This is a genomic window from Planococcus sp. APC 3900 (assembly GCF_030407735.1).
Taxonomy (GTDB): domain Bacteria; phylum Bacillota; class Bacilli; order Bacillales_A; family Planococcaceae; genus Planococcus; species Planococcus notacanthi.
Genome location: NZ_JASDCT010000001.1, coordinates 1 through 20,008 on the forward strand (window position 1 = coordinate 1; position 20,008 = coordinate 20,008).

The 20,008-nt window shown below is 44.1% G+C and carries 16 protein-coding genes; 10 read left to right on the forward strand and 6 right to left on the reverse strand.

The window, feature by feature from the left end; translation table 11 throughout:
• Window positions 1-662 precede the first annotated feature (662 nt).
• The 6 genes from gyrA to dnaA all read right to left on the reverse strand — a co-directional run bounded on the left by gyrA (window position 663) and on the right by dnaA (window position 9,470).
• Window positions 663-3,245: a DNA gyrase subunit A gene (gene gyrA / locus QMA04_RS00005; protein WP_191714523.1), complete on the reverse strand. Its 2,583-nt coding sequence runs from the start codon at window positions 3,243-3,245 to the stop codon at window positions 663-665.
• A gap of 30 nt (window positions 3,246-3,275) precedes the next feature.
• Entirely contained in the window at window positions 3,276-5,204 is a 1,929-nt protein-coding gene (gyrB, locus tag QMA04_RS00010) for a DNA topoisomerase (ATP-hydrolyzing) subunit B (RefSeq protein ID WP_191714524.1), read from the reverse strand.
• Window positions 5,205-5,368: 164 nt separating this feature from the next.
• Window positions 5,369-6,481 (reverse strand): DNA replication/repair protein RecF, encoded by a 1,113-nt coding sequence (gene recF, locus QMA04_RS00015; protein WP_191714525.1) that lies wholly within the window; start codon window positions 6,479-6,481, stop codon window positions 5,369-5,371.
• Window positions 6,471-6,710: a S4 domain-containing protein YaaA gene (gene yaaA / locus QMA04_RS00020; protein WP_146555346.1), complete on the reverse strand. Its 240-nt coding sequence runs from the start codon at window positions 6,708-6,710 to the stop codon at window positions 6,471-6,473. Before yaaA ends, recF begins: the two co-directional genes overlap by 11 nt.
• A gap of 106 nt (window positions 6,711-6,816) precedes the next feature.
• On the reverse strand, window positions 6,817-7,953 hold the full coding sequence (gene dnaN, locus QMA04_RS00025; RefSeq protein ID WP_203340396.1) for a DNA polymerase III subunit beta: 1,137 nt from the start codon (window positions 7,951-7,953) through the stop codon (window positions 6,817-6,819).
• A 173-nt stretch (window positions 7,954-8,126) separates the two neighbouring features.
• Window positions 8,127-9,470, reverse strand: a complete 1,344-nt coding sequence (gene dnaA, locus QMA04_RS00030) for a chromosomal replication initiator protein DnaA (RefSeq protein ID WP_191714527.1) — start codon at window positions 9,468-9,470, stop codon at window positions 8,127-8,129.
• Window positions 9,471-9,961: 491 nt separating this feature from the next.
• Here dnaA and rpmH point away from each other — a divergent pair, with 491 nt between their 5' ends.
• The 10 genes from rpmH to QMA04_RS00080 all read left to right on the forward strand — a co-directional run bounded on the left by rpmH (window position 9,962) and on the right by QMA04_RS00080 (window position 19,415).
• The gene (gene rpmH / locus QMA04_RS00035) at window positions 9,962-10,099 is read left to right on the forward strand and encodes a 50S ribosomal protein L34 (protein WP_038705267.1); all 138 of its coding nucleotides are present in this window, start codon (window positions 9,962-9,964) and stop codon (window positions 10,097-10,099) included.
• An 80-nt stretch (window positions 10,100-10,179) separates the two neighbouring features.
• Entirely contained in the window at window positions 10,180-10,521 is a 342-nt protein-coding gene (gene rnpA, locus QMA04_RS00040) for a ribonuclease P protein component (protein ID WP_191714528.1), read from the forward strand.
• 60 nt (window positions 10,522-10,581) lie between these two features.
• Window positions 10,582-11,361 (forward strand): membrane protein insertase YidC, encoded by a 780-nt coding sequence (yidC, locus tag QMA04_RS00045; protein WP_191714529.1) that lies wholly within the window; start codon window positions 10,582-10,584, stop codon window positions 11,359-11,361.
• Window positions 11,358-12,104 (forward strand): RNA-binding cell elongation regulator Jag/EloR, encoded by a 747-nt coding sequence (gene jag, locus QMA04_RS00050; protein ID WP_290183524.1) that lies wholly within the window; start codon window positions 11,358-11,360, stop codon window positions 12,102-12,104. The genes yidC and jag overlap by 4 nt, the downstream gene beginning before the upstream one ends.
• A 464-nt stretch (window positions 12,105-12,568) precedes the next feature.
• On the forward strand, window positions 12,569-13,954 hold the full coding sequence (mnmE, locus tag QMA04_RS00055; RefSeq protein ID WP_290183525.1) for a tRNA uridine-5-carboxymethylaminomethyl(34) synthesis GTPase MnmE: 1,386 nt from the start codon (window positions 12,569-12,571) through the stop codon (window positions 13,952-13,954).
• A gap of 22 nt (window positions 13,955-13,976) precedes the next feature.
• Window positions 13,977-15,866 (forward strand): tRNA uridine-5-carboxymethylaminomethyl(34) synthesis enzyme MnmG, encoded by a 1,890-nt coding sequence (gene mnmG, locus QMA04_RS00060; protein WP_290183526.1) that lies wholly within the window; start codon window positions 13,977-13,979, stop codon window positions 15,864-15,866.
• A gap of 139 nt (window positions 15,867-16,005) precedes the next feature.
• Window positions 16,006-16,719, forward strand: coding sequence for a 16S rRNA (guanine(527)-N(7))-methyltransferase RsmG (gene rsmG, locus QMA04_RS00065; RefSeq protein ID WP_203340393.1), 714 nt, complete (start codon window positions 16,006-16,008; stop codon window positions 16,717-16,719).
• 86 nt (window positions 16,720-16,805) lie between these two features.
• Entirely contained in the window at window positions 16,806-17,672 is an 867-nt protein-coding gene (gene noc / locus QMA04_RS00070) for a nucleoid occlusion protein (protein ID WP_290183527.1), read from the forward strand.
• A 155-nt stretch (window positions 17,673-17,827) separates the two neighbouring features.
• Window positions 17,828-18,589: a ParA family protein gene (locus QMA04_RS00075; protein ID WP_191714535.1), complete on the forward strand. Its 762-nt coding sequence runs from the start codon at window positions 17,828-17,830 to the stop codon at window positions 18,587-18,589.
• Window positions 18,582-19,415: a ParB/RepB/Spo0J family partition protein gene (locus QMA04_RS00080; protein ID WP_290183528.1), complete on the forward strand. Its 834-nt coding sequence runs from the start codon at window positions 18,582-18,584 to the stop codon at window positions 19,413-19,415. Before QMA04_RS00075 ends, QMA04_RS00080 begins: the two co-directional genes overlap by 8 nt.
• Window positions 19,416-20,008 lie beyond the last annotated feature (593 nt).

Below are 20,008 nucleotides of genomic sequence, written 5' to 3' on the forward strand. Positions count from 1 at the left end.
TGCCGCGCTCATTGGCGACTCAACTAATATACCATGCTCACGTAATAGAAGTCAACACTTTCTGCAAAAAACTTTAAAACTAATAAAAAGCCTGTGATGAAAATGAAAAAACTGAAGTTTTGCCAAAGAATAAGGCTTGCAGTAAAGCCTTGATCCAGTCTGCAGATACCGCAGGATCCACTCTATAATCTTTGCAGCATGTGCTGTTGCTGTCTTACTGCAAAAGAAAGACTTTACCGAAAAGCTCGCTGGCTACCAAAAACTGATCAACTACAAGGCGGCGCCGAACAGTCCAACTTTCAAAGACTGGACCATCATGTTCTATAGAATTCCGGCTTTTATAAAAACGAAAGCTCTCAATTACTTTTCTTTTTCTCTTAATGATAGAAGAAACAGACGCTACTGCATTCGTACGACTCTAATCCGTTTGTTCAATCCGGAAGATTCATTCTCACCGCATAACTCTCTAAACTGCCAGTGTTTCAGCTAAGAAAATTCTTATCGCCTCAAGAAATTCCCTTCGTCTTCCTGCCACGCATCAAAAGCCATGGCTGAACTGCAGTTCCCGCTCTTGCAGGCGAGAATGTCCGCATTCTTTCATTGCTCGCTGTTTCCATAAAAAAAAGCCGGCTGAATATGATCAGCCGGCTGCAAAAATTCAATTATTCTTCGTCTTCTTCTGGAGTTTCTTCTATATCATCAATCTTCTCATCAGCTACAACGTCTTCGTCTTGGAAAACATCTGCTTCAGCACTTTCTTCGATCAAAGTTTTCTCAACATCTTCATCGATGTCTTCCAGATCGTCAGGCATTTCAATATCTTTCTTCACTTTAGCTACAGTTGCCACAATTTCGTCTTCACCCAATCGGATCAAGCGAACTCCTTGTGTGCTTCTGCCCGTCGTTGAAATATCGTTGACATCCATACGGATCAAAATGCCATTGACGGTAATCAGCATAATATCTTCTGTTCCATTCACCGTCCGTACCGCAACAAGAGGTCCGTTTTTGTCGGTGATTTGGCAAGTCTTGATTCCCATACCGCCTCGGGATTGAACGCGGTACTCGGATTCTTTCGTCTGTTTGCCGTATCCTTTTTCCGTGATGACCAATACATTGTCGTTTGGATCCAAAATCTCCATGCCGACCACTGCATCTCCTTCACGAAGACGGATGCCCCGAACGCCACTGGCAGTTCGGCCCATGCTGCGGATATCGGTTTCAGGGAATCGGATCAAGGCACCGTCTCTAGTACCGATGACCATTTCCTTATTGCCGTCTGTCAGCTTCACTGAAATCAGTTCGTCTTCTTCACGAAGGCTGATGGCAATCAAACCGTTTTGGCGAATGTTGGCATAATTCGTCACAGGCGTCCGTTTGCTGACTCCTTCACGCGTCGTAAAGAAGAAGAATGCATCTTCTTTGAATTCGTTGACACGAATAACAGCTGTGACTTTCTCTTCCTTGCCGATTTCCAACAAGTTGACCAATGGCAAGCCTTTGGCAGTACGGCCGTATTCAGGAATCTGATAGCCTTTTTTACGGTATACTTTCCCTTTGTTGGTGAAGAACAGGATCGTATCGTGAGTAGACGTGTACAGCAAATGTTCGACGAAATCATCTTCGTTTGTACCCATTCCCTGCACGCCGCGCCCTCCACGTTTCTGGCTGCGGTAAGTATTGGCTGGAAGACGTTTGATATAGCCATTATGCGTCAGCGTCAATACAGATGCTTCCACTGGAATCAAATCTTCGTCTTCAAACATTTCCGCTCCGCCGGTTGTGATTTCAGTTCTCCGTTTGTCGCTGAAACGTTCTTTTATTTCAAGCATTTCTTCCTGGATGATTTCAAGAATGCGGTATTCATTCGCTAAAATCTCTTTAAGGTCGTCAATCAATTTGACAAGAGCTTGATATTCTTCTTCAATTTTGTCTCTTTCCAATCCAGTCAAACGCTGTAGGCGCATATCTAAAATGGCCTGAGATTGGCGTTCAGTCAAGTTAAAGTCGGACATCAGCCCATTGCGTGCCTGCTCAGCAGTCTGTGATCCACGGATCAAGGCGATGATTGCATCAATGTGGTCCAATGCAATACGCAGTCCTTCAAGGATATGTGCGCGGTCTTCCGCTTTCGTCAATTCAAATTGCGTACGGCGGCGAATCACTACTTTTTGGTGTTCCAGGTAGTGGAACAGAATTTCTTTTAGGCCAAGAACTTTTGGATGGCCGTCTACAAGCGCCAGCATATTAATACCGAAGCTTGTCTGCATAGCGGTTTGTTTGTACAAGTTATTCAATAACACACTCGCACTCGCATCTCTGCGCACTTCAATAACGATGCGCATGCCGTTGCGGTCAGACTCATCCCGAAGGTCGGTGATGCCATCAATCCGCTTGTCGCGTACAAGCTCGGCAATTTTTTCGATCAACCGGGCTTTATTCACCTGGAAAGGAATTTCGTTGACGATGATGACTTCCTTGCCGTTGGCTTTTGTTTCAATATCGACTACTGAACGGATCAGGATGGAACCTTTGCCCGTTTCATAGGCACGGCGAATGCCGCTGCGCCCAAGGATGATGCCGCCGGTCGGGAAATCAGGTCCTGGAATGAATTCCATCAGCTCTTCCGTAGTAATTGCCGGGTTTTCAGCCAATGCTAAAACAGCATCAATGGTTTCACCCAAATGATGAGGGGGAATATTGGTAGCCATACCAACTGCAATGCCTGAAGTTCCGTTGACCAATAAATTCGGGAAACGGCTCGGCAAAACAACCGGCTCTTTTTCTTGTCCATCGTAGTTGTCTCTGTAATCAATTGTGTTTTTGTTCAAATCACGGAGCAATTCCATGGAAATTTTCGACATTTTGGATTCCGTGTAACGCATCGCAGCTGCTGAATCGCCATCAACCGACCCGAAGTTACCGTGTCCATCTACCAGCATATAACGGTAGCTGAAATCCTGTGCCATGCGGACCATTGTTTCATAAACAGCTGTGTCACCGTGGGGATGGTATTTACCAATAACATCTCCGACAATACGCGCTGATTTTTTATAGCCTTTGTCTGAAGTGATCCCTAAATCGTACATTGCATAAAGAATGCGGCGATGGACAGGTTTCAGTCCATCACGCACATCCGGTAAAGCACGGGAAACGATAACGCTCATTGCGTAATCCAAAAATGAAGTCCGCATTTCCGTACTTATATTTATTTCTTCAACACCACTGCTAGGCCGTTCAGCCATACCTGCAGCCTCCTCTCAACTCTCTATCACTTAAACGTCCAAATTTTTAACGTATTTCGCATTTTCTTCGATAAAGTTACGGCGTGGTTCGACGTCGTCTCCCATTAGGATATGGAAAGTTTCGTCCGCCACCATCGCATCGTTTAATGTCACCTGGAGCAATGTCCGAACATCCGGATCCATTGTCGTATCCCATAGCTGTGTAGCGTTCATTTCTCCAAGCCCTTTATATCGTTGAATATTCGGTTTCGGTGTCGGAGACAATTTTTCAAGCGCCTCTTTTAACTGTTGGTCTGTGTAAACATAATCCACGTGCTTGCCTTGTTTGATTTGGAACAAAGGCGGCTGGGCAATATAAATATAGCCTGCTTCAAGCAATGGACGCATGTAGCGGAAAAAGAACGTCAGCAGCAAGGTGCGGATATGGGCACCATCGACGTCCGCATCGGTCATGATGACGACTTTATGGTAGCGTGCTTTTTCCAAATTGAATTCCTCGCCAATCCCTGTTCCAAGCGCTGTAATGATGTTGCGGATTTCAGCGTTGGTAAGAATCCGGTCAAGACGGGCTTTTTCTACGTTGAGGATTTTCCCACGAAGCGGCAGGATCGCTTGGAAATGGCGATCACGCCCTGATTTTGCAGAACCGCCGGCTGAGTCGCCCTCAACGATATAGATTTCACTGACTTTCGGATCCCGTGATGAACAATCTGCCAATTTACCTGGAAGACTGGATACTTCAAGCACGGATTTGCGGCGCGTGAATTCACGTGCTTTTTTAGCGGCCATCCGTGCATGGGAAGCCATGATGCCTTTTTCAACAATTTTTCGCGAAACGGAAGGATTCTCCAATAAGAACCGCTCAAATCCGCCAGAGAATAAATTATTGACGATTGTGCTGACTTCCGTATTGCCCAGTTTGGTTTTTGTCTGGCCTTCAAACTGTGGATCCGGATGCTTAATGGAAATGATGGCAGTCAAGCCTTCACGCACATCGTCACCCGTCAAGTTAAGATCCTGCTCTTTTAACATGCCATTTTTGCGGCCATAATCATTGACCACACGAGTCAAAGCAGTTTTAAAGCCCGATTCGTGCGTTCCGCCTTCATGGGTATTGATGTTGTTGGCGAATGAAAAGATGTTCGCTGCATAGCCGGCATTGTATTGCATAGCTACTTCAACAGTGATTCCTTCTCTTTCGGCTTCAACGAAAATCGCTTCTTCATGAAGTGGATCTTTTGTTTTATTCAAGTGTTCGACATAGGACTTGATGCCGCCCTCAAAATGATAGTTCTTCTCTTTCTCTTCACCTTCACGCTCATCTCTTACCACGATTTTCAAGCCGCGATTCAAATAGGCAAGCTCACGAAGGCGGTGATCAAGAATATCAAACTCGTAAACGGTCGTTTCTTTGAAAATTTCAGAATCTGCTTTAAAACGAATCGTTGTGCCGGTATGTTCTGAATCACCGATCACGTGAAGATCTTCTGTTACGGCACCACGTTCGAACTTGATGTAATGGCGTTTTTCGTCACGGTTGACGTATACTTCCGTAACTTCAGACAAAGCGTTGACGACCGAAGCCCCAACACCGTGGAGGCCGCCGGATACTTTGTAACCGCCGCCCCCGAATTTACCGCCAGCGTGCAATACCGTCATAATAACTTCAACTGCCGGGCGCCCCATTTTTTCCTGCATGCCGACAGGGATTCCGCGTCCGTTGTCTTCTACGCGAATCCAGTTGTCCGGTTCGATTGAGACTTGGATTTCTGTACAATGACCTGCCAATGCCTCATCTATACTGTTATCAACGATTTCCCAAACCAAATGGTGAAGTCCTCTTGAACCCGTAGAACCGATATACATACCCGGTCTTTTACGAACGGCTTCCAATCCTTCCAATACTTGAATCTGATTGGCTTCATATGATTCCTGTAGACCTTTTTCTTCCATAGACATTCCATTCACCTGCTCTTTCTTACGCATTTCTTTCTCTTGTATAAACAAACTCTTGATTTCCAAACAGACAAGCAGCCGCACAAAAACAGCCGGCATCTGATTTTCTTATTAAATGACGGCTCAGCTATTCAAAGGATATGTGCGGGTGCATAAGGCATTTGTTTTCACTTCTTGACTGTCCCGGCAGAAACCTCAAACAAGCGGGCACTTTGAATCGTTTCGTGCTGGATGCCTTCCACACTGGTTGTTGTGACAAACGTTTGGACAGACCCCTTGATCGTATTCAATAAATGCGATTGCCTGTAATCATCCAATTCGGAAAGGACGTCATCCAGCAACAGGATCGGCGCTTCTCCGACTTCTTGCTTGATCAATTCGATTTCCGCCAATTTCAGAGACAATGCAGTGGTGCGTTGCTGTCCCTGTGAGCCGTAAGTCTGGACATCATAACCATTCACGAAAAATTGAAGTTCATCACGGTGTGGACCCACCAGTGTCACTCCACGTTCGATTTCTCGTTTTCGGACCTCTGCCAATTTCTGCTCTAAAAAAGACGCCATTTCCTCAGGCGTCCAGTCGGGCTTTAAACCGTTGATCGGCTGATAACGGATTTCAAGTTGTTCCAGCCCCCGGGAAATGCCGTGATGGATCGGTTCAGCCCACTTCTGCAAAAGCTCCATAAACTGATACCGCTTGCGGATGATTTTGACAGCCGACTCGATAAATTGTTCGGTATAAACGTCAAACATGACGTCATTGATTGTTTGTTTCCCATAATGTTGCTTTAATATATGATTTCTTTGTTTGAGGAGTTTTTGATAAGTTACTAAATCATGCAGATAAACTGGAGAAATTTGTCCAATTTCCATATCAATGAACCGTCTGCGGACCTGTGGACTGCCTTTTACAAGATGCAGATCTTCAGGAGCAAACATCACGACATTCAATTGGCCGACATAATCACTCAGCCTGCGTTGTTCCAAATGATTGACTTTCGCTTTCTTCCCTTTTTTTGACAATGTAATTTCAAGGGGCAGTTTGCCGTATTTACGGTAAACATCAGCTTTTATTTTACCATATTCGGCGTCCCAGCGTATCAATTCCTTGTCATTGGAAGTGCGATGGGATTTAGCCATGGATAAAACATACAAGGATTCCATGATATTGGTTTTTCCTTGTGCATTCTCTCCTATAAAGACGTTGATGTCTGGAGAAAACTCCAGTTCCAGCGTTTCGTAGTTTCGATAATTGACAAGCTCGAGGCGGTCAATCCGCATCGAAGCTCATGCCTTCAGCCGTCACGATACGAAAATCTCCAAACCCTGGAATGTTGACCAGATCATCAGGGCGCAATTTGCGGCCTCTGCGGTTTTCAGCTTCCCCGTTTACAAAAACTTCGTGTTCGCCTAAGAACCATTTGGCCATTCCGCCAGAACTTATCGTGTCTGTCATTTTCAATAATTGGCCAAGCGTAATATATTCAGTCTCAATCCCGATTTCTCTCAAAATGCACTCATCCTTCGATTCATAGTCTATCCCTTTATTTTACCCTATTTTAGCTAAAAAGTAAAAAGGATAGCCTATATGGCTATCCTGAGGGTCTGTTTTAAATTTAATAGGTTCGGACGGGAAGAATAAGCTGCAAAATTGAATCATCCAATGCCGATTTTAAAATGAACGGGCGCATCGCTCCAGTGAACTGGATGACGACATCTTGTCCATCGATCGCTTTCAATGCATCCATCATAAATTTGGCACTGAAAGAGATTTTCAATTCTTCTCCTTCGATGCTTTGTGCTTGAAGCTGCTCTTCTACTTTCCCGACTTCCGGAGAATTAGATGAAACTTCAACTTCACTGCCGGAATTTGTGGAGAAGCGTACAACGTTATTGCGTTCTTCTCTTGCCAGCAAGGATGCACGGTCAATTGCCTGAAGCAATGAACGGCCGTTTACAGTGACAGTTGTTTTGTATTCTGCCGGAATCAGGCGGCTGGTGTCCGGATAGTTCCCTTCCAATAGACGGGAAAAGAATAAAATGTGTTTGGATTTGAAGAGAACCTGCTGGTTGGTCATGACGATTTCCACTGCTTCAGAAGTGTCATCCAGAATTTTATTCAATTCAGTCAAACTCTTGCCGGGAATGACCACACTGTATTCCCCTTCTGGCAAAGTTTCGAGTTTTGTTTTGCGGCGTGCCAAACGGTGGCTGTCAGTTGCTACACAAACCAGCTCCCCGTCTTTGACTTCCCAATGGACGCCTGTCAGTACAGGACGTGTTTCAGAACTTGATACGGCAAATACAGTTTCTCGGTTAATGGTCTTCAATAGATCTGCTGGAATGGTAAACAGGCGATCATCTTGAATATCAGGCAATTGTGGATAATCCATTGCATCCAACCCGATTAAATGGAATTCAGACTTCCCTGAACGAATATGAGTCTGGAAATTTCCTGTGATTTCGATTTCCACTTCATTTGTTGGCAATTTACGGATGATTTCACCAAAAACTTTGGCTTGAAGAACAATGCTTCCTCCATCGGTTACTTGGATGATCTGCTCTCCATCTTCTTCAGCTGGAATAAACGTTTGGATCGTGATGTCAGAATCACTTCCTGTCAATCTCATTCCTTCAGAAGAAACGTCCATTTTAATTCCCGTCAAAATCGGAATGGTCGTTTTTGAACTTACTGCTTTCATTACATCGTTTAATCCTTCAACTAGTCGCTCACGTTTTATCTCGAATTTCATTCTCGAACCTCGCTTATATATATATTTTATTTAAAGGCTTTTAAAGTAATAGTAGTAGTAGGGCCTGTGAATATGTGGATAAGCCCTTTAAAGTCAATAAAAGCAGCTTATCCACATGTAGACAGTCTGTGCATAAACTGCTTGCTTATTTATTGGGTTATCCACAAGGAATTTTACTTGCCGAGTGAACTTTTGATGTCTTTTACATCTTGCTGAAGCTGTTGATTGTCTTTCAGCATCTTAGAAATTTTGTCGTGCGCATGAATAACCGTCGTATGATCACGGCCTCCGAATTCTTCACCAATTTTCGGCAAAGAGAAATCGGTCATTTCACGGGACAAATACATCGCCACTTGGCGCGGATAAGCAATGTCCTTGGTGCGGCGTTTTGTTTTGAAATCTTCCAGTTTGACGTTGAATTGCTCACCGACCGCGTTTTGGATGTCCAAAATCGTAATCACTTTCGGCTTGGAATTCGGCATGATGTCTTTTAAGGCTTCAGCTGCCAATTCTGCACTCATATCACGGTTGATGAGAGAGGAGTAAGCCACAACACGGATCAAAGCCCCTTCCAATTCACGGATATTGGAGTCGATGGAGTTGGCAATATAGGTCATAACGTCGTTTGGAATATCCAAACCATCAGCTTTTGCTTTTTTGCGCAAAATGGCGATGCGTGTTTCCAGATCAGGCGGGGTAATATCAGTGATTAAGCCCCATTCAAAGCGGGAGCGGAGCCGATCTTCCAGTGTTGGAATTTCTTTTGGCGGCCGATCACTCGAAATGATGATCTGTTTGGATTCTTCATGCAGCGTGTTGAATGTATGGAAGAATTCTTCCTGGGTCTGCTCTTTGCCCGCTAAAAACTGGATGTCATCAATCAAAAGAATATCGACACCTCTGTATTTATCGCGGAATTCTCCAGTTTTATTGTCACGGATCGAATTGATGAATTCGTTCGTAAATTTTTCCGAAGATAAGTAAACCACTTTAGCATTCGGGTTGTGTTCGAGGACATAATGTCCGATTGCGTGCATTAAATGTGTCTTCCCAAGTCCTACTCCCCCATAGATAAACAGCGGGTTATAAGCTTTTGCTGGAGCTTCGGCCACGGCCAAAGAGGCGGCATGGGCAAAGCGGTTACCTGAACCAATGACAAATGTGTCAAAAGTATATTTAGGGTTCAGCATACCAGGCAAAAACTCTTGCTGCTGGTCTTGCCCCGGTTTAATGCGAGGTGCAGGGAGTTGAAAATCATCCATATCCTGATCTTTTGGCACAACAAATTTAATCATCATATCATCGCCGGTGGAATCCGATAAGATCCCTGTAATCAAATGGACGTAATGGTTTTCCAACCAATCACGTGCAAAAGAATTAGGCGCTGAAATAGTGACTGTATCATCCTGGTAGGATAAAAGCTTTGTCGATTTTAACCATGTTTCAAAACTTGGTTTGGAGATTTTGGTTTCAACTTGGGCTAAGACACTCGACCATAGTTCGTCTAAGTGTTCCAATAGCTCGTCTCCTTTATATGCAATTATATTTTAGAGTATACCATACACAAAACCACAGCTTGTGGATAACATTTGCAAACAAGGTGGTGAATAACTATCCACACCTTACCCACAATTTGTGGATAACTTATTTAGGGTGAAAACTGTTAACAAGTGAAAACAAGTTAATGTTACCAAAAAAGATGAGACAACACAAGAAGTTCTTTAAGTTATCCACATTTCTTTTTTTGTTCACATTGGATCTATCCACAAGGAGTTCTTATGTTAAAAAACTGTAGATAAGGCATGTGGATAATTATTTTTTAGAAAAAATTAATGCACAGGGGATCAAGGGATAAAAAAAGAAACTGTGTATAACTTAAGAGATGGAGAAGAAGAGGATCTGAAGAGGTTTTACAATAAGATATTGACATTTATACCCGTGCGCCTTTATAATAGTCGAGACTGTCTTTAGAAAAATAGTTAACTCTTTATATAGGAGGTGTCTTATAATGACATTGCGCACATATCAACCAAATACACGTAAGCACAGCAAAGTACACGGCTTCAGAGCACGTATGAGCACAAAAAACGGACGCAGAATCATCGCTGCACGCCGTCGCAAAGGAAGAAAAGTATTATCAGCTTAAGTCCACTGACCGCATCAGTGGTCTTTTTTTCTTTTCTGCTGCGTTTTAGCGGAGAGGCATTAAAATAAGCAGGTGAAAGAATGAACAAGCACCAACGGATCAAGAAGAACAAAGAGTTCCAGCATGTTTTCAAAAAAGGAAAATCTTTTGCGAATCGGCAGTTTATTGTTTACGTATTAAAAGGTGAGCAGCCCGAATTTCGCCTGGGATTGTCCGTCAGCAAAAAAGTAGGAAATGCAGTAGCCCGCAACCGTGTTAAACGGTATATCCGGCAAACGTTCCTGGAATTGAAGGACGATTTGCTGCCGAATGCAGACTACATTATCATCGCCCGACCACAGGCGGCCACATTGGATTTTCATGAAAGCAAGAAAAGTCTTGAACACGTATTGAAAATAGCACGTGCATTACCCAAGAAGTAGAAGACCGTGCCGAATAGATGTCATTATAGAAGTAATTGAAATTAGTTTGGGGGAAGAAGGGTGAATAAGAAATTAGTTTTACTTATTTCACTGATTGCAGTTACGTTGCTGCTTTCCGGCTGTACGGAGTTTGATCAGCCAATCAGTGACCAGAGTGAAGGGTTTTGGAACGAATTTATCGTTTGGCCGTTAGTATCAGCCATCACGTACTTCAAGAATTTACTGGGAACTTATGGCTTCGGGATTATTGCCGTTACGATCATCATCAGATTGGTAATGCTTCCATTGATGATCAAACAAACGAAAAGTTCGAAGCGTATGCAGGAAGTACAGCCTGAACTTGTTAAGTTAAAAGAAAAGTACAAGTCGAAAGATGCTGTAACGCAACAGAAATACCAAACAGAAATGATGGCGTTGTTCCAGGAAAAAGGCGTTAATCCGATGGCAGGTTGTTTGCCTGTCTTGATCCAAATGCCTGTCTTGATTGGGTTCTATCACGCAATCAGCCGAATGAACAATACACCTGAAATCGATTTGGGAGCGTTTCTCATCTTCCCATTGGCAGAGCCAAGCATTATTTTAGCGGTAATCGCAGGGTTGATGCAGTTTATCGTTTTGCGGACTGGACCAGCTATGGACAATCCACAAATGAAGATCATGATGTATTTCATGCCGGTAATGATCATTGGATTTGGTATTATCTTGCCGTCCGCATTGACACTTTACTGGGTTATTGGAAATATCATTTCACTTATTCAAAACCTGTTCATCTACCGTCCATGGGAGAAAAAAGAAGTGCAGCAACCTGTTAAAACGAAAGCAGGAGGGGTTAAAAAGTGAAACAGATTACGCAGACGGGTTTAACTGTTGAAAACGCGATATCTGAAGCATTAGAAAAACTCCAAGTTACACGTGAAGAAGTGAGCATCAAGATTATCCAGGAGCAGAAAAAGGGTTTTTTCGGATTTGGGGCCAAAAAAGCAGAAGTTGAAGTCACAGTAATCGAAAAAATGCCGATTTCGGAAAAATCGCTGGATGAAACATCAGAAAAACTTGAAGAAATTCAGGGGAAACCTGAATTATTGCCTGAAAAAGAGGAAGAAGAGGAAGCGATTCCGGTTCTTTCCAATGAACAAGCAATCCAAGAGACAAAAAATTACATCCAATCCATTGCGGAAGGCATGAAAATTGAGGACTTATCGATTACGCATGAGCAGCGTGGGAAAAAAGTGAATTTTTACTTGGAAAGCGAAAAAGTGGCGATGCTGATCGGAAAACGGGGACAAACCTTGAACTCCCTTCAGCAATTGGCACAGCTTGTTGCCAATAAATACTCAAATCAGTTTATGATGGTCGAATTGGACGCTGAGAATTACCGGGAGCGCCGCCAGGAGACGCTGGAGCAGTTGGCAGACCGGATGGCGGACAAAGCGATCCGGACTGGTGGGCGTGTACAGTTCGAACCGATGCCTTCTTATGAAAGAAAAGTCATTCATCAGGCGTTATCAAGACGTCTAGACATTGATACGCATTCTGAAGGAAAAGATCCGAACCGTTATTTGGTCATTGAACCTCATAAATAAGCTTGAATCCGCCGATCTGGCGGTTTTTTTTATGCCGAATATGCTGCTTCAAACAAGAATTTCTATGGTTTTCCCGAAATCTCTGTATTTCTTATATAGCTAAGCGGCTGCAGTGATTAAAAAGATAGGGAAGTTTCAGTTTCTGCATGAAAAATGAAATTTGAATTGTTGGAAAGCCGGAAATACGGAGATTTCGCGTTAAACCAAGCCAATACAAAAAGCTTTGTGAACTTTTGAAGCGGAATTTTATTAAGGCGAAGCGCTGTGTCTTTTGATTTCAGCCGTTTTATGCTATTGTAATATGTTAGAAAGCCATGTACATTTATTGGTTGTCCACATGTGGACAACTTTTTTAAAGCTCAAAATAAAGTTATGAACATAGATTTGGGTAATCGGGCTGCCGCGTTGTTTTATTTGTTATCCACAGACAGCGCGAACGCTTTTCTTTAAGAGGAGGAAACATCATGGAATTCGACACAATCGCTGCGATATCGACACCGAGCGGAGAAGGGGCAATTGCCATCGTCCGTTTGAGTGGTCCGGAAGCAGTAGCTATTGCGGATAAATTATTCCGGGCTCCCAGCAAAAAAATGTTGGCTGAGCAACCAACGCATACCATCCATTACGGACATCTCGAAGATCCGGCGACAGAGGAAGTAGTGGAGGAGGTTATGGTCTCCCTCATGAAAGCCCCTAAAACCTTCACACGTGAAGATGTCATTGAAATCAATTGCCACGGTGGAATTGTTTCAGTCAATCGAGTACTGGAATTGGCGTTGCGCGCAGGAGCAAGACTTGCAGAGCCTGGAGAGTTCACCAAACGGGCATTTTTGAACGGCCGCATCGATTTGTCGCAGGCAGAAGCAGTGATGGATTTGATTCGCGCGAAGACGGATCGTGCCATGGATGTTGCACTCAACCAGATGGAAGGCCGGCTATCCAAGCTGATCGGTACATTGCGCCAGGCATTACTGGAATCAATTGCCCAAATGGAAGTGAACATCGATTATCCGGAATACGACGATGTGGAAGAAATGACACGTCCGGTTATGCTGGAAAAATCAAAATGGGTGCAATCGGAAATTGAGAAATTGCTGCAGACTTCCTCACAAGGCAAAATTTTGCGAGAAGGGCTTTCAACCGTCATTTTGGGGCGTCCCAATGTCGGAAAATCTTCTTTATTGAACAGCCTTGTTCAGGAAAATAAAGCCATTGTCACAGAAATAGCGGGAACAACCCGTGATATAATAGAGGAATACGTAAATGTCCGTGGTGTTCCATTGCGTTTAGTCGATACAGCAGGCATCCGGGAAACGGAAGACATTGTCGAACGGATCGGTGTTGAACGTTCACGAAAAGTGTTGAAGGAAGCGGATTTGATTCTTTACGTTCTGAATTATGCAGAAGCGCTGACTCCGGAAGATGAGTTGCTGTTTGAAACAGTCAAGGATATGGACTATATTGTCGTTATCAATAAAACCGATTTGCCGCAGAAAATCGACTTGGAACAAGTGCAGAGACTGGCAGGCGATAAATTGTTGGTGACCACTTCTCTGATTGAAGAAGAAGGGATCGATCAGCTTGAAGAAGCGATTGCTGACCTGTTCTTCCAGGGAGAGATCGAAGCAGGGGATATGACCTATGTATCCAATGTGCGGCACATTGCATTGCTGCATCAGGCACACCAAACCATTTCAGATGCGATCGGAGCAGCCGAAATGGAAGTTCCCGTGGATATGATTCAAATTGATGTCACTCGAACTTGGGAAATCCTTGGCGAAATTATTGGAGATACCGCAGATGACGGCCTCCTGAACCAATTATTCTCTCAGTTCTGTCTAGGGAAATAAAACTCGAAGGGAATGAACGAACATGCCACAATACGAAGCAGGCACGTTCGATGTCATCGTCGTAGGCGCAGGACATGCAGGAGCGGAAGCCGCTCTTGCATCTGCACGGATGGGCGCTAAAACGCTTGTTTTGACGATGAATCTGGATATGATCGCATTCATGCCATGCAACCCATCAATCGGTGGGCCGGCGAAAGGCATTGTCGTACGTGAAATTGACGCACTTGGCGGAGCCATGGGGCGCGTTATCGATAAAACACACATTCAAATGAGAATGTTGAATACTGCTAAAGGACCGGCTGTACGCGCTTTGCGTGCACAGGCGGACAAAGTGCTTTACCAACAGGAAATGAAGCGTTTGATGGAAGAAGAGCCGAATTTAACTTTGCATCAAGGTATTGCTGAAGAATTGGTTGTAGAAGATGGCAAAGTACAAGGATTGATTACGCAGGTAGGGGGCATTTACCGTGCCAAATCCGTCGTTATTACAACGGGGACATTCCTGCGCGGCGAAATCATTATTGGGGATCTGCGTTATTCAAGCGGACCGAACAACCAGCAGCCATCTATTAAATTGGCAGAAAACCTGGAAAAACTCGGCTTTGAAACGGTCCGTTTCAAAACGGGTACGCCTCCACGCGTCAACAGCAACAGCATTGACTACAGCAAAACCGAAATTCAGCCCGGCGATGAAGTGCCGCGCGCTTTCGGCCATGAGACCACCGAATACATTACAGATCAACTGCCATGCTGGTTGACGTATACAAATGAAAAGACTCATCAGATCATTGATGACAACCTGCATCTGTCGCCGATGTATTCCGGGATGATCAAAGGAACCGGGCCACGCTATTGTCCGTCAATCGAAGACAAGGTTGTCCGTTTCAATGACAAACCACGCCATCAGATCTTCCTGGAGCCGGAAGGCCGTAATACGCGCGAGGTTTACGTACAGGGCCTTTCAACCAGTTTGCCGGAACATGTCCAACGGCAGCTCCTGGAATCGATTCCAGGGCTTGAGAAGGCGGAAATGATGCGTGCCGGTTATGCCATCGAATACGATTCTATCGTGCCGACGCAATTGTGGCCGACATTGGAGTCGAAACAGATTGAGAATCTTTATACTGCCGGCCAGATCAACGGAACTTCCGGTTATGAAGAAGCGGCTGGCCAAGGATTAATGGCCGGCATCAACGCAGCAGCTAAAGTGTTAGGCAAAGATGAAGTCATTCTGAGCCGCTCTGATGCTTATATTGGTGTATTGATCGATGACCTGGTGACAAAAGGAACCAACGAACCTTATCGCTTGTTGACTTCCCGTGCGGAATACCGCTTATTGCTCCGTCATGACAATGCAGATATGCGGTTGACGGATCTTGCCTACTCAATCGGCATGATTACAGAAGAGCGTTACGTGAAATACTTGGCGAAAAAAGAGCGCATTGAAGAAGAAATCAAGCGTTTGAGAAGCATCATGATCAAGCCGAACGAAATGACCCAGCAAGTGATTCGCGACGCAGGCGGCAGTGAATTGAAGGATGGCATTCGCGGAGCGGATTTATTGAAGCGTCCGGAAATGACCTATGACATGATTTCACAGCTGACAACCTCAGTAGTGGATCTGGAAGACGAAGTAAAAGAGCAAGTCGAAATTCATATCAAATATGAAGGCTATATCGAAAAATCATTGCAGCAGGTTGATAAACTCAAAAAAATGGAGAATAAAAAAATTCCGGAAAATATTGATTATCATGCCATTTCAGGAATCGCGACAGAAGCGCGTGGAAAACTTGCGGAAGTCCGTCCGCTTTCCATCGCACAGGCTTCCCGCATCTCTGGCGTGAATCCGGCTGACATATCCATCTTATTGGTGTATATTGAACAAGGAAAGATCGCTAAGATTTCAGTGTAAACATTCAGGTGGGAGCACCTGTTCGATATCATGGGATTCCCATGAACAAAAGGCATAAGCTAGACAACAGAATGGGCTGGCTCACACCAGCCCATTTGCTTTTACATAGAAACCCCATAACAAGAGGGAGGAAGCCAACTTGAATGAACAACAGTTTAAAGATGCCCTCAGCGAAAAAGGGATCCTTTTAACAGAGGAGCAACTTGAACAATTCCGGGTTTACCATAAGGAACTGGTTGAGTGGAATGAGAAAATGAACCTCACTGCAATTACGGAACAATCTGCTGTTTACTTAAAACACTTCTATGACTCCATTACTGCAGCTTTTTATATAGACTTTACAAAACCGATGAAGATTTGCGATGTCGGTGCCGGTGCAGGATTCCCCAGTATCCCACTAAAAATTTGTTTTCCCCATATCGAGGTTACGATTGTGGATTCATTGAACAAACGCATTCAATTCCTGGAGCATTTGAGTAGCGAACTTGGTCTAACGAAAGTGAAATTTGTTCATTCGCGGGCAGAAGATTTTGGCCAGTCGAACGATCGTGAAAGCTACGATTTGGTGACAGCACGTGCAGTAGCCAGACTGTCGGTATTGGCCGAGTTGTGTGTGCCTCTTGTTAAAAAAGGCGGCGTATTTGCTGCTATGAAAGCTGCGTCAGCATCAGACGAATTGGAAACTGCCGAAAAAGCGTTGCAGAAGCTTGGAGTGAAATTGGAAGCTGTTCATTCGTTCCTGCTGCCAGTGGAAGAGAGCGAACGCTATATTCAGGTCTTTAAAAAGTTTAAGGAAACACCAAAGAAATACCCAAGAAAAGCTGGAGTTCCCAATAAATCGCCAATCTCGTAATGTTTCACGTGGAACATTTTTGTCGACGGAATAATAGCGATGAAGATTCAGCAGCTAAGTGAGCTTGCAAAAGGTGGTGCTTGAGGATGAAAAGTCCTTTTTCCCGTTTCTTCGGAGGCGGCGATAAAGCGAATGATACAGCGAAGAAGGAAGCGGCAGACCATAAAACTTCAGAAGAAGTCATTAAGCTGCCGCTCGACAAAATACATGCCAATAAATATCAGCCGAGAACGGTCTTCGATCAGGAAAAGATTGAAGAATTGGCAAGAACTATCCACGTTCATGGGGTTATCCAACCGATTGTAGTACGGAAGTCCGAGAGTGAAGGGCAGTATGAGATCATAGCAGGGGAACGGCGCTTCCGTGCTATGAAGTCACTCGAATGGACAGAAGTACCGGCCATCGTCCGGAACTTGAGTGACAAAGAGACAGCCTCCATTGCATTGATTGAAAATCTTCAGCGCGAAGAACTTACTTCAATTGAAGAAGCCCATGCTTACCAAAATCTGCTGGAAATCCAGGAGATCACACAGGAAGCATTGGCCCAGCGTCTTGGAAAAGGCCAATCGACAGTGGCTAACAAGCTGCGGCTATTGAAGTTGCCGGAAGAAATCCAAACAGCGTTGTTGAACCGTTTGTTGACGGAACGGCATGCAAGAGCTCTTCTGAAAGTGAAAGACGCAGAGCTTCAGCACAAATTGTTCGAGGAAACGATTGAAGAGAGCTTGAATGTAAAACAGTTGGAGGAAAAAGTGAGCAAGCTGCTCACGCCTCAACCGAAAAAACCGAAAGCCCGCAGAAAAGCATTTAGCCGAGATATGCGCATTGCGATGAACACCATTAAAGAGTCCTTGAACATGGTTTCCAAAAGTGGAATCGATTTGACGGCAGAAGAAGAAGAACACGAAGATTATTACCAAATCACAGTGAAAATTCCGAAAAAGAAATCGTAAAGGCTCTTTCCTTCTAGGAAAGAGCTTTTTTTACTAGCTTTGCCATCATATTGTTGAAAAATTTTGATACAATAGGAAAATGGAGCCTGCCAAAATAGCAAAAATAGAGGTTCCGCAGTAAAATGAAGAGAGTATTAAAGAAAGTTGGTGCAAGTGTGGGTAGAACTATTGCGATCGCCAATCAAAAGGGCGGCGTAGGGAAAACAACGTCTTCAGTGAACTTAAGTGCCTGCCTTGCTTATTTGGGCAAAAAAGTTCTGTTAATAGATATCGATCCTCAAGGGAATGCCACGAGTGGAGTGGGCGTAAACAAAGGGGATGTCGATCAATGCATCTATGAAGTTTTGATTGATGATGTAGATGTAAAGAGCACGATTATGGAAACCAAGGTAGAGAATCTCCATGTGGTTCCTGCAACCATTTCGCTTGCGGGTGCTGAAATCGAATTGGTTTCAACCATTTCAAGAGAAGCGCGCTTGAAAAACGCCTTGGCAGAAGTCAAAGATATGTACGATTACATAATCATTGATTGTCCACCGTCATTAGGGTTGTTGACCTTGAATTCATTGACGGCGTCTGATGCGATCATTATTCCGGTGCAATGCGAATACTATGCGTTAGAAGGACTAAGCCAATTATTAAGTACTATTCGCTTAGTGCAAAAGCATTTAAATCATGATTTAATGATTGATGGTGTATTGTTGACCATGTTGGATGCCCGCACAAATTTGGGCATGCAAGTAATTGAAGAAGTGAAGAAATACTTCCAGGATAAAGTTTACAAGACCATTATTCCCCGGAATGTGAGACTCAGCGAAGCACCAAGCCATGGAGAGCCAATTATCATCTATGATCCAAAATCCAGAGGCGCAGAAGTGTATTTAGAATTGGCGAAGGAAGTGATTCATAATGGCTAAAGGATTAGGAAAAGGCATCAATGCATTGTTTCCTGGTGAAACAATCAATGAAGCGGATAAAGTAACTCAAATCAACATCAGTAAAATAGGTGCAAACCCATACCAACCACGCAAAATTTTTGACCAGGCAGCTTTAGAGGAACTGGCGGAGTCCATTAAGGAACACGGTATCCTGCAGCCGATTGTCGTCAGAAAAACAGGCGAAAAATTTGAATTGGTGGTAGGGGAACGCCGTTTCCGAGCAGCCAAATTGATAAAATTAAAAGAAGTTCCCGCAATCGTTAAAGAGCTGACAGATCAGCAAATGATGGAACTTGCTATATTAGAAAATCTTCAACGTGAAGACTTAACGCCGATTGAAGAAGCAGAAGCTTACCAGAAATTGATGGAAGCTCTAAGTTTAACGCAAGAGCAACTTGCTTTCCGCTTAGGGAAAAGCCGTCCTCATATCGCCAACCATGTCCGTCTGTTGGCTTTGCCTGCAAATGTTCGCAAACTCATTTCTGACAAGGAATTATCGATGGGCCATGGACGTACGCTGCTAGGTTTAAGAAGCAAAAAACTTATTCCGGAAACTGCGGAAAAAGTGGTCAAGGAAAACCTCAATGTGCGTCAGCTTGAAAATCTCGTACAGCGATTGAACGAAGATGTTCCACGTGAAACAATTGAAAAAAAGAAAGATATTTTTATAGAAGAAAAGCAATCTGAGTTAAGAGATCGTTTCGGTACGAATGTACAAATCAAGAAGAGCAAGAACAAGGGGAAGATTGAAATCGAGTTTTTCTCAGAAGATGATCTGGAGCGGATTTTAGAGTTGTTAAGCTGACGAGTGCCTATTTCCCAAAATGGGAAATAGTTTCAGACTGTAGACAAAGTCTATTCAAAATGCATAACAGTGTATACCTCCAACCAGGCTGGCCACTTCGCTTTCCGTGGGCTCAGCTTCAGCCTCCTCGTCACTGGCGTTCCTGCGGGGTCTTCAGCTTTCGCTGTTCCCACAGGAGTCTTCGTGGCCAACCCGGTTGGAAGCGTCCTGCTTCAAAAAAGAGAGTAAGCTAGTCAGTCACATAAAAAACAGCTTAGATGAAACGAATCATCACGTGACTGAAAGATCCGAAGCGCAAGGCGGCGACTCCTGCGGGATAGCGAAGTGTCGAAATCCACTCGGACCCGAGTCCGAGTTAGTTCGGCGCGAGCCCGCGGAAAGCGTCCGCCTGGAGCGCAGGATCTGGTGTAAACAAGATAAAATGAACAATTATTCTTTAAAAGATATCACTATTCTTTTGTCTACAAGCTGTGCCTATTTCCCAAAATGGGAAATAGGTTCTGTTTTTGATAGGTGAAATACGGTGGGAATTGGACGAAGACGTAAGCTCGACCTTCAAAAGAGGGAGAAGAGAGTCGGAGAAGAATTAACGC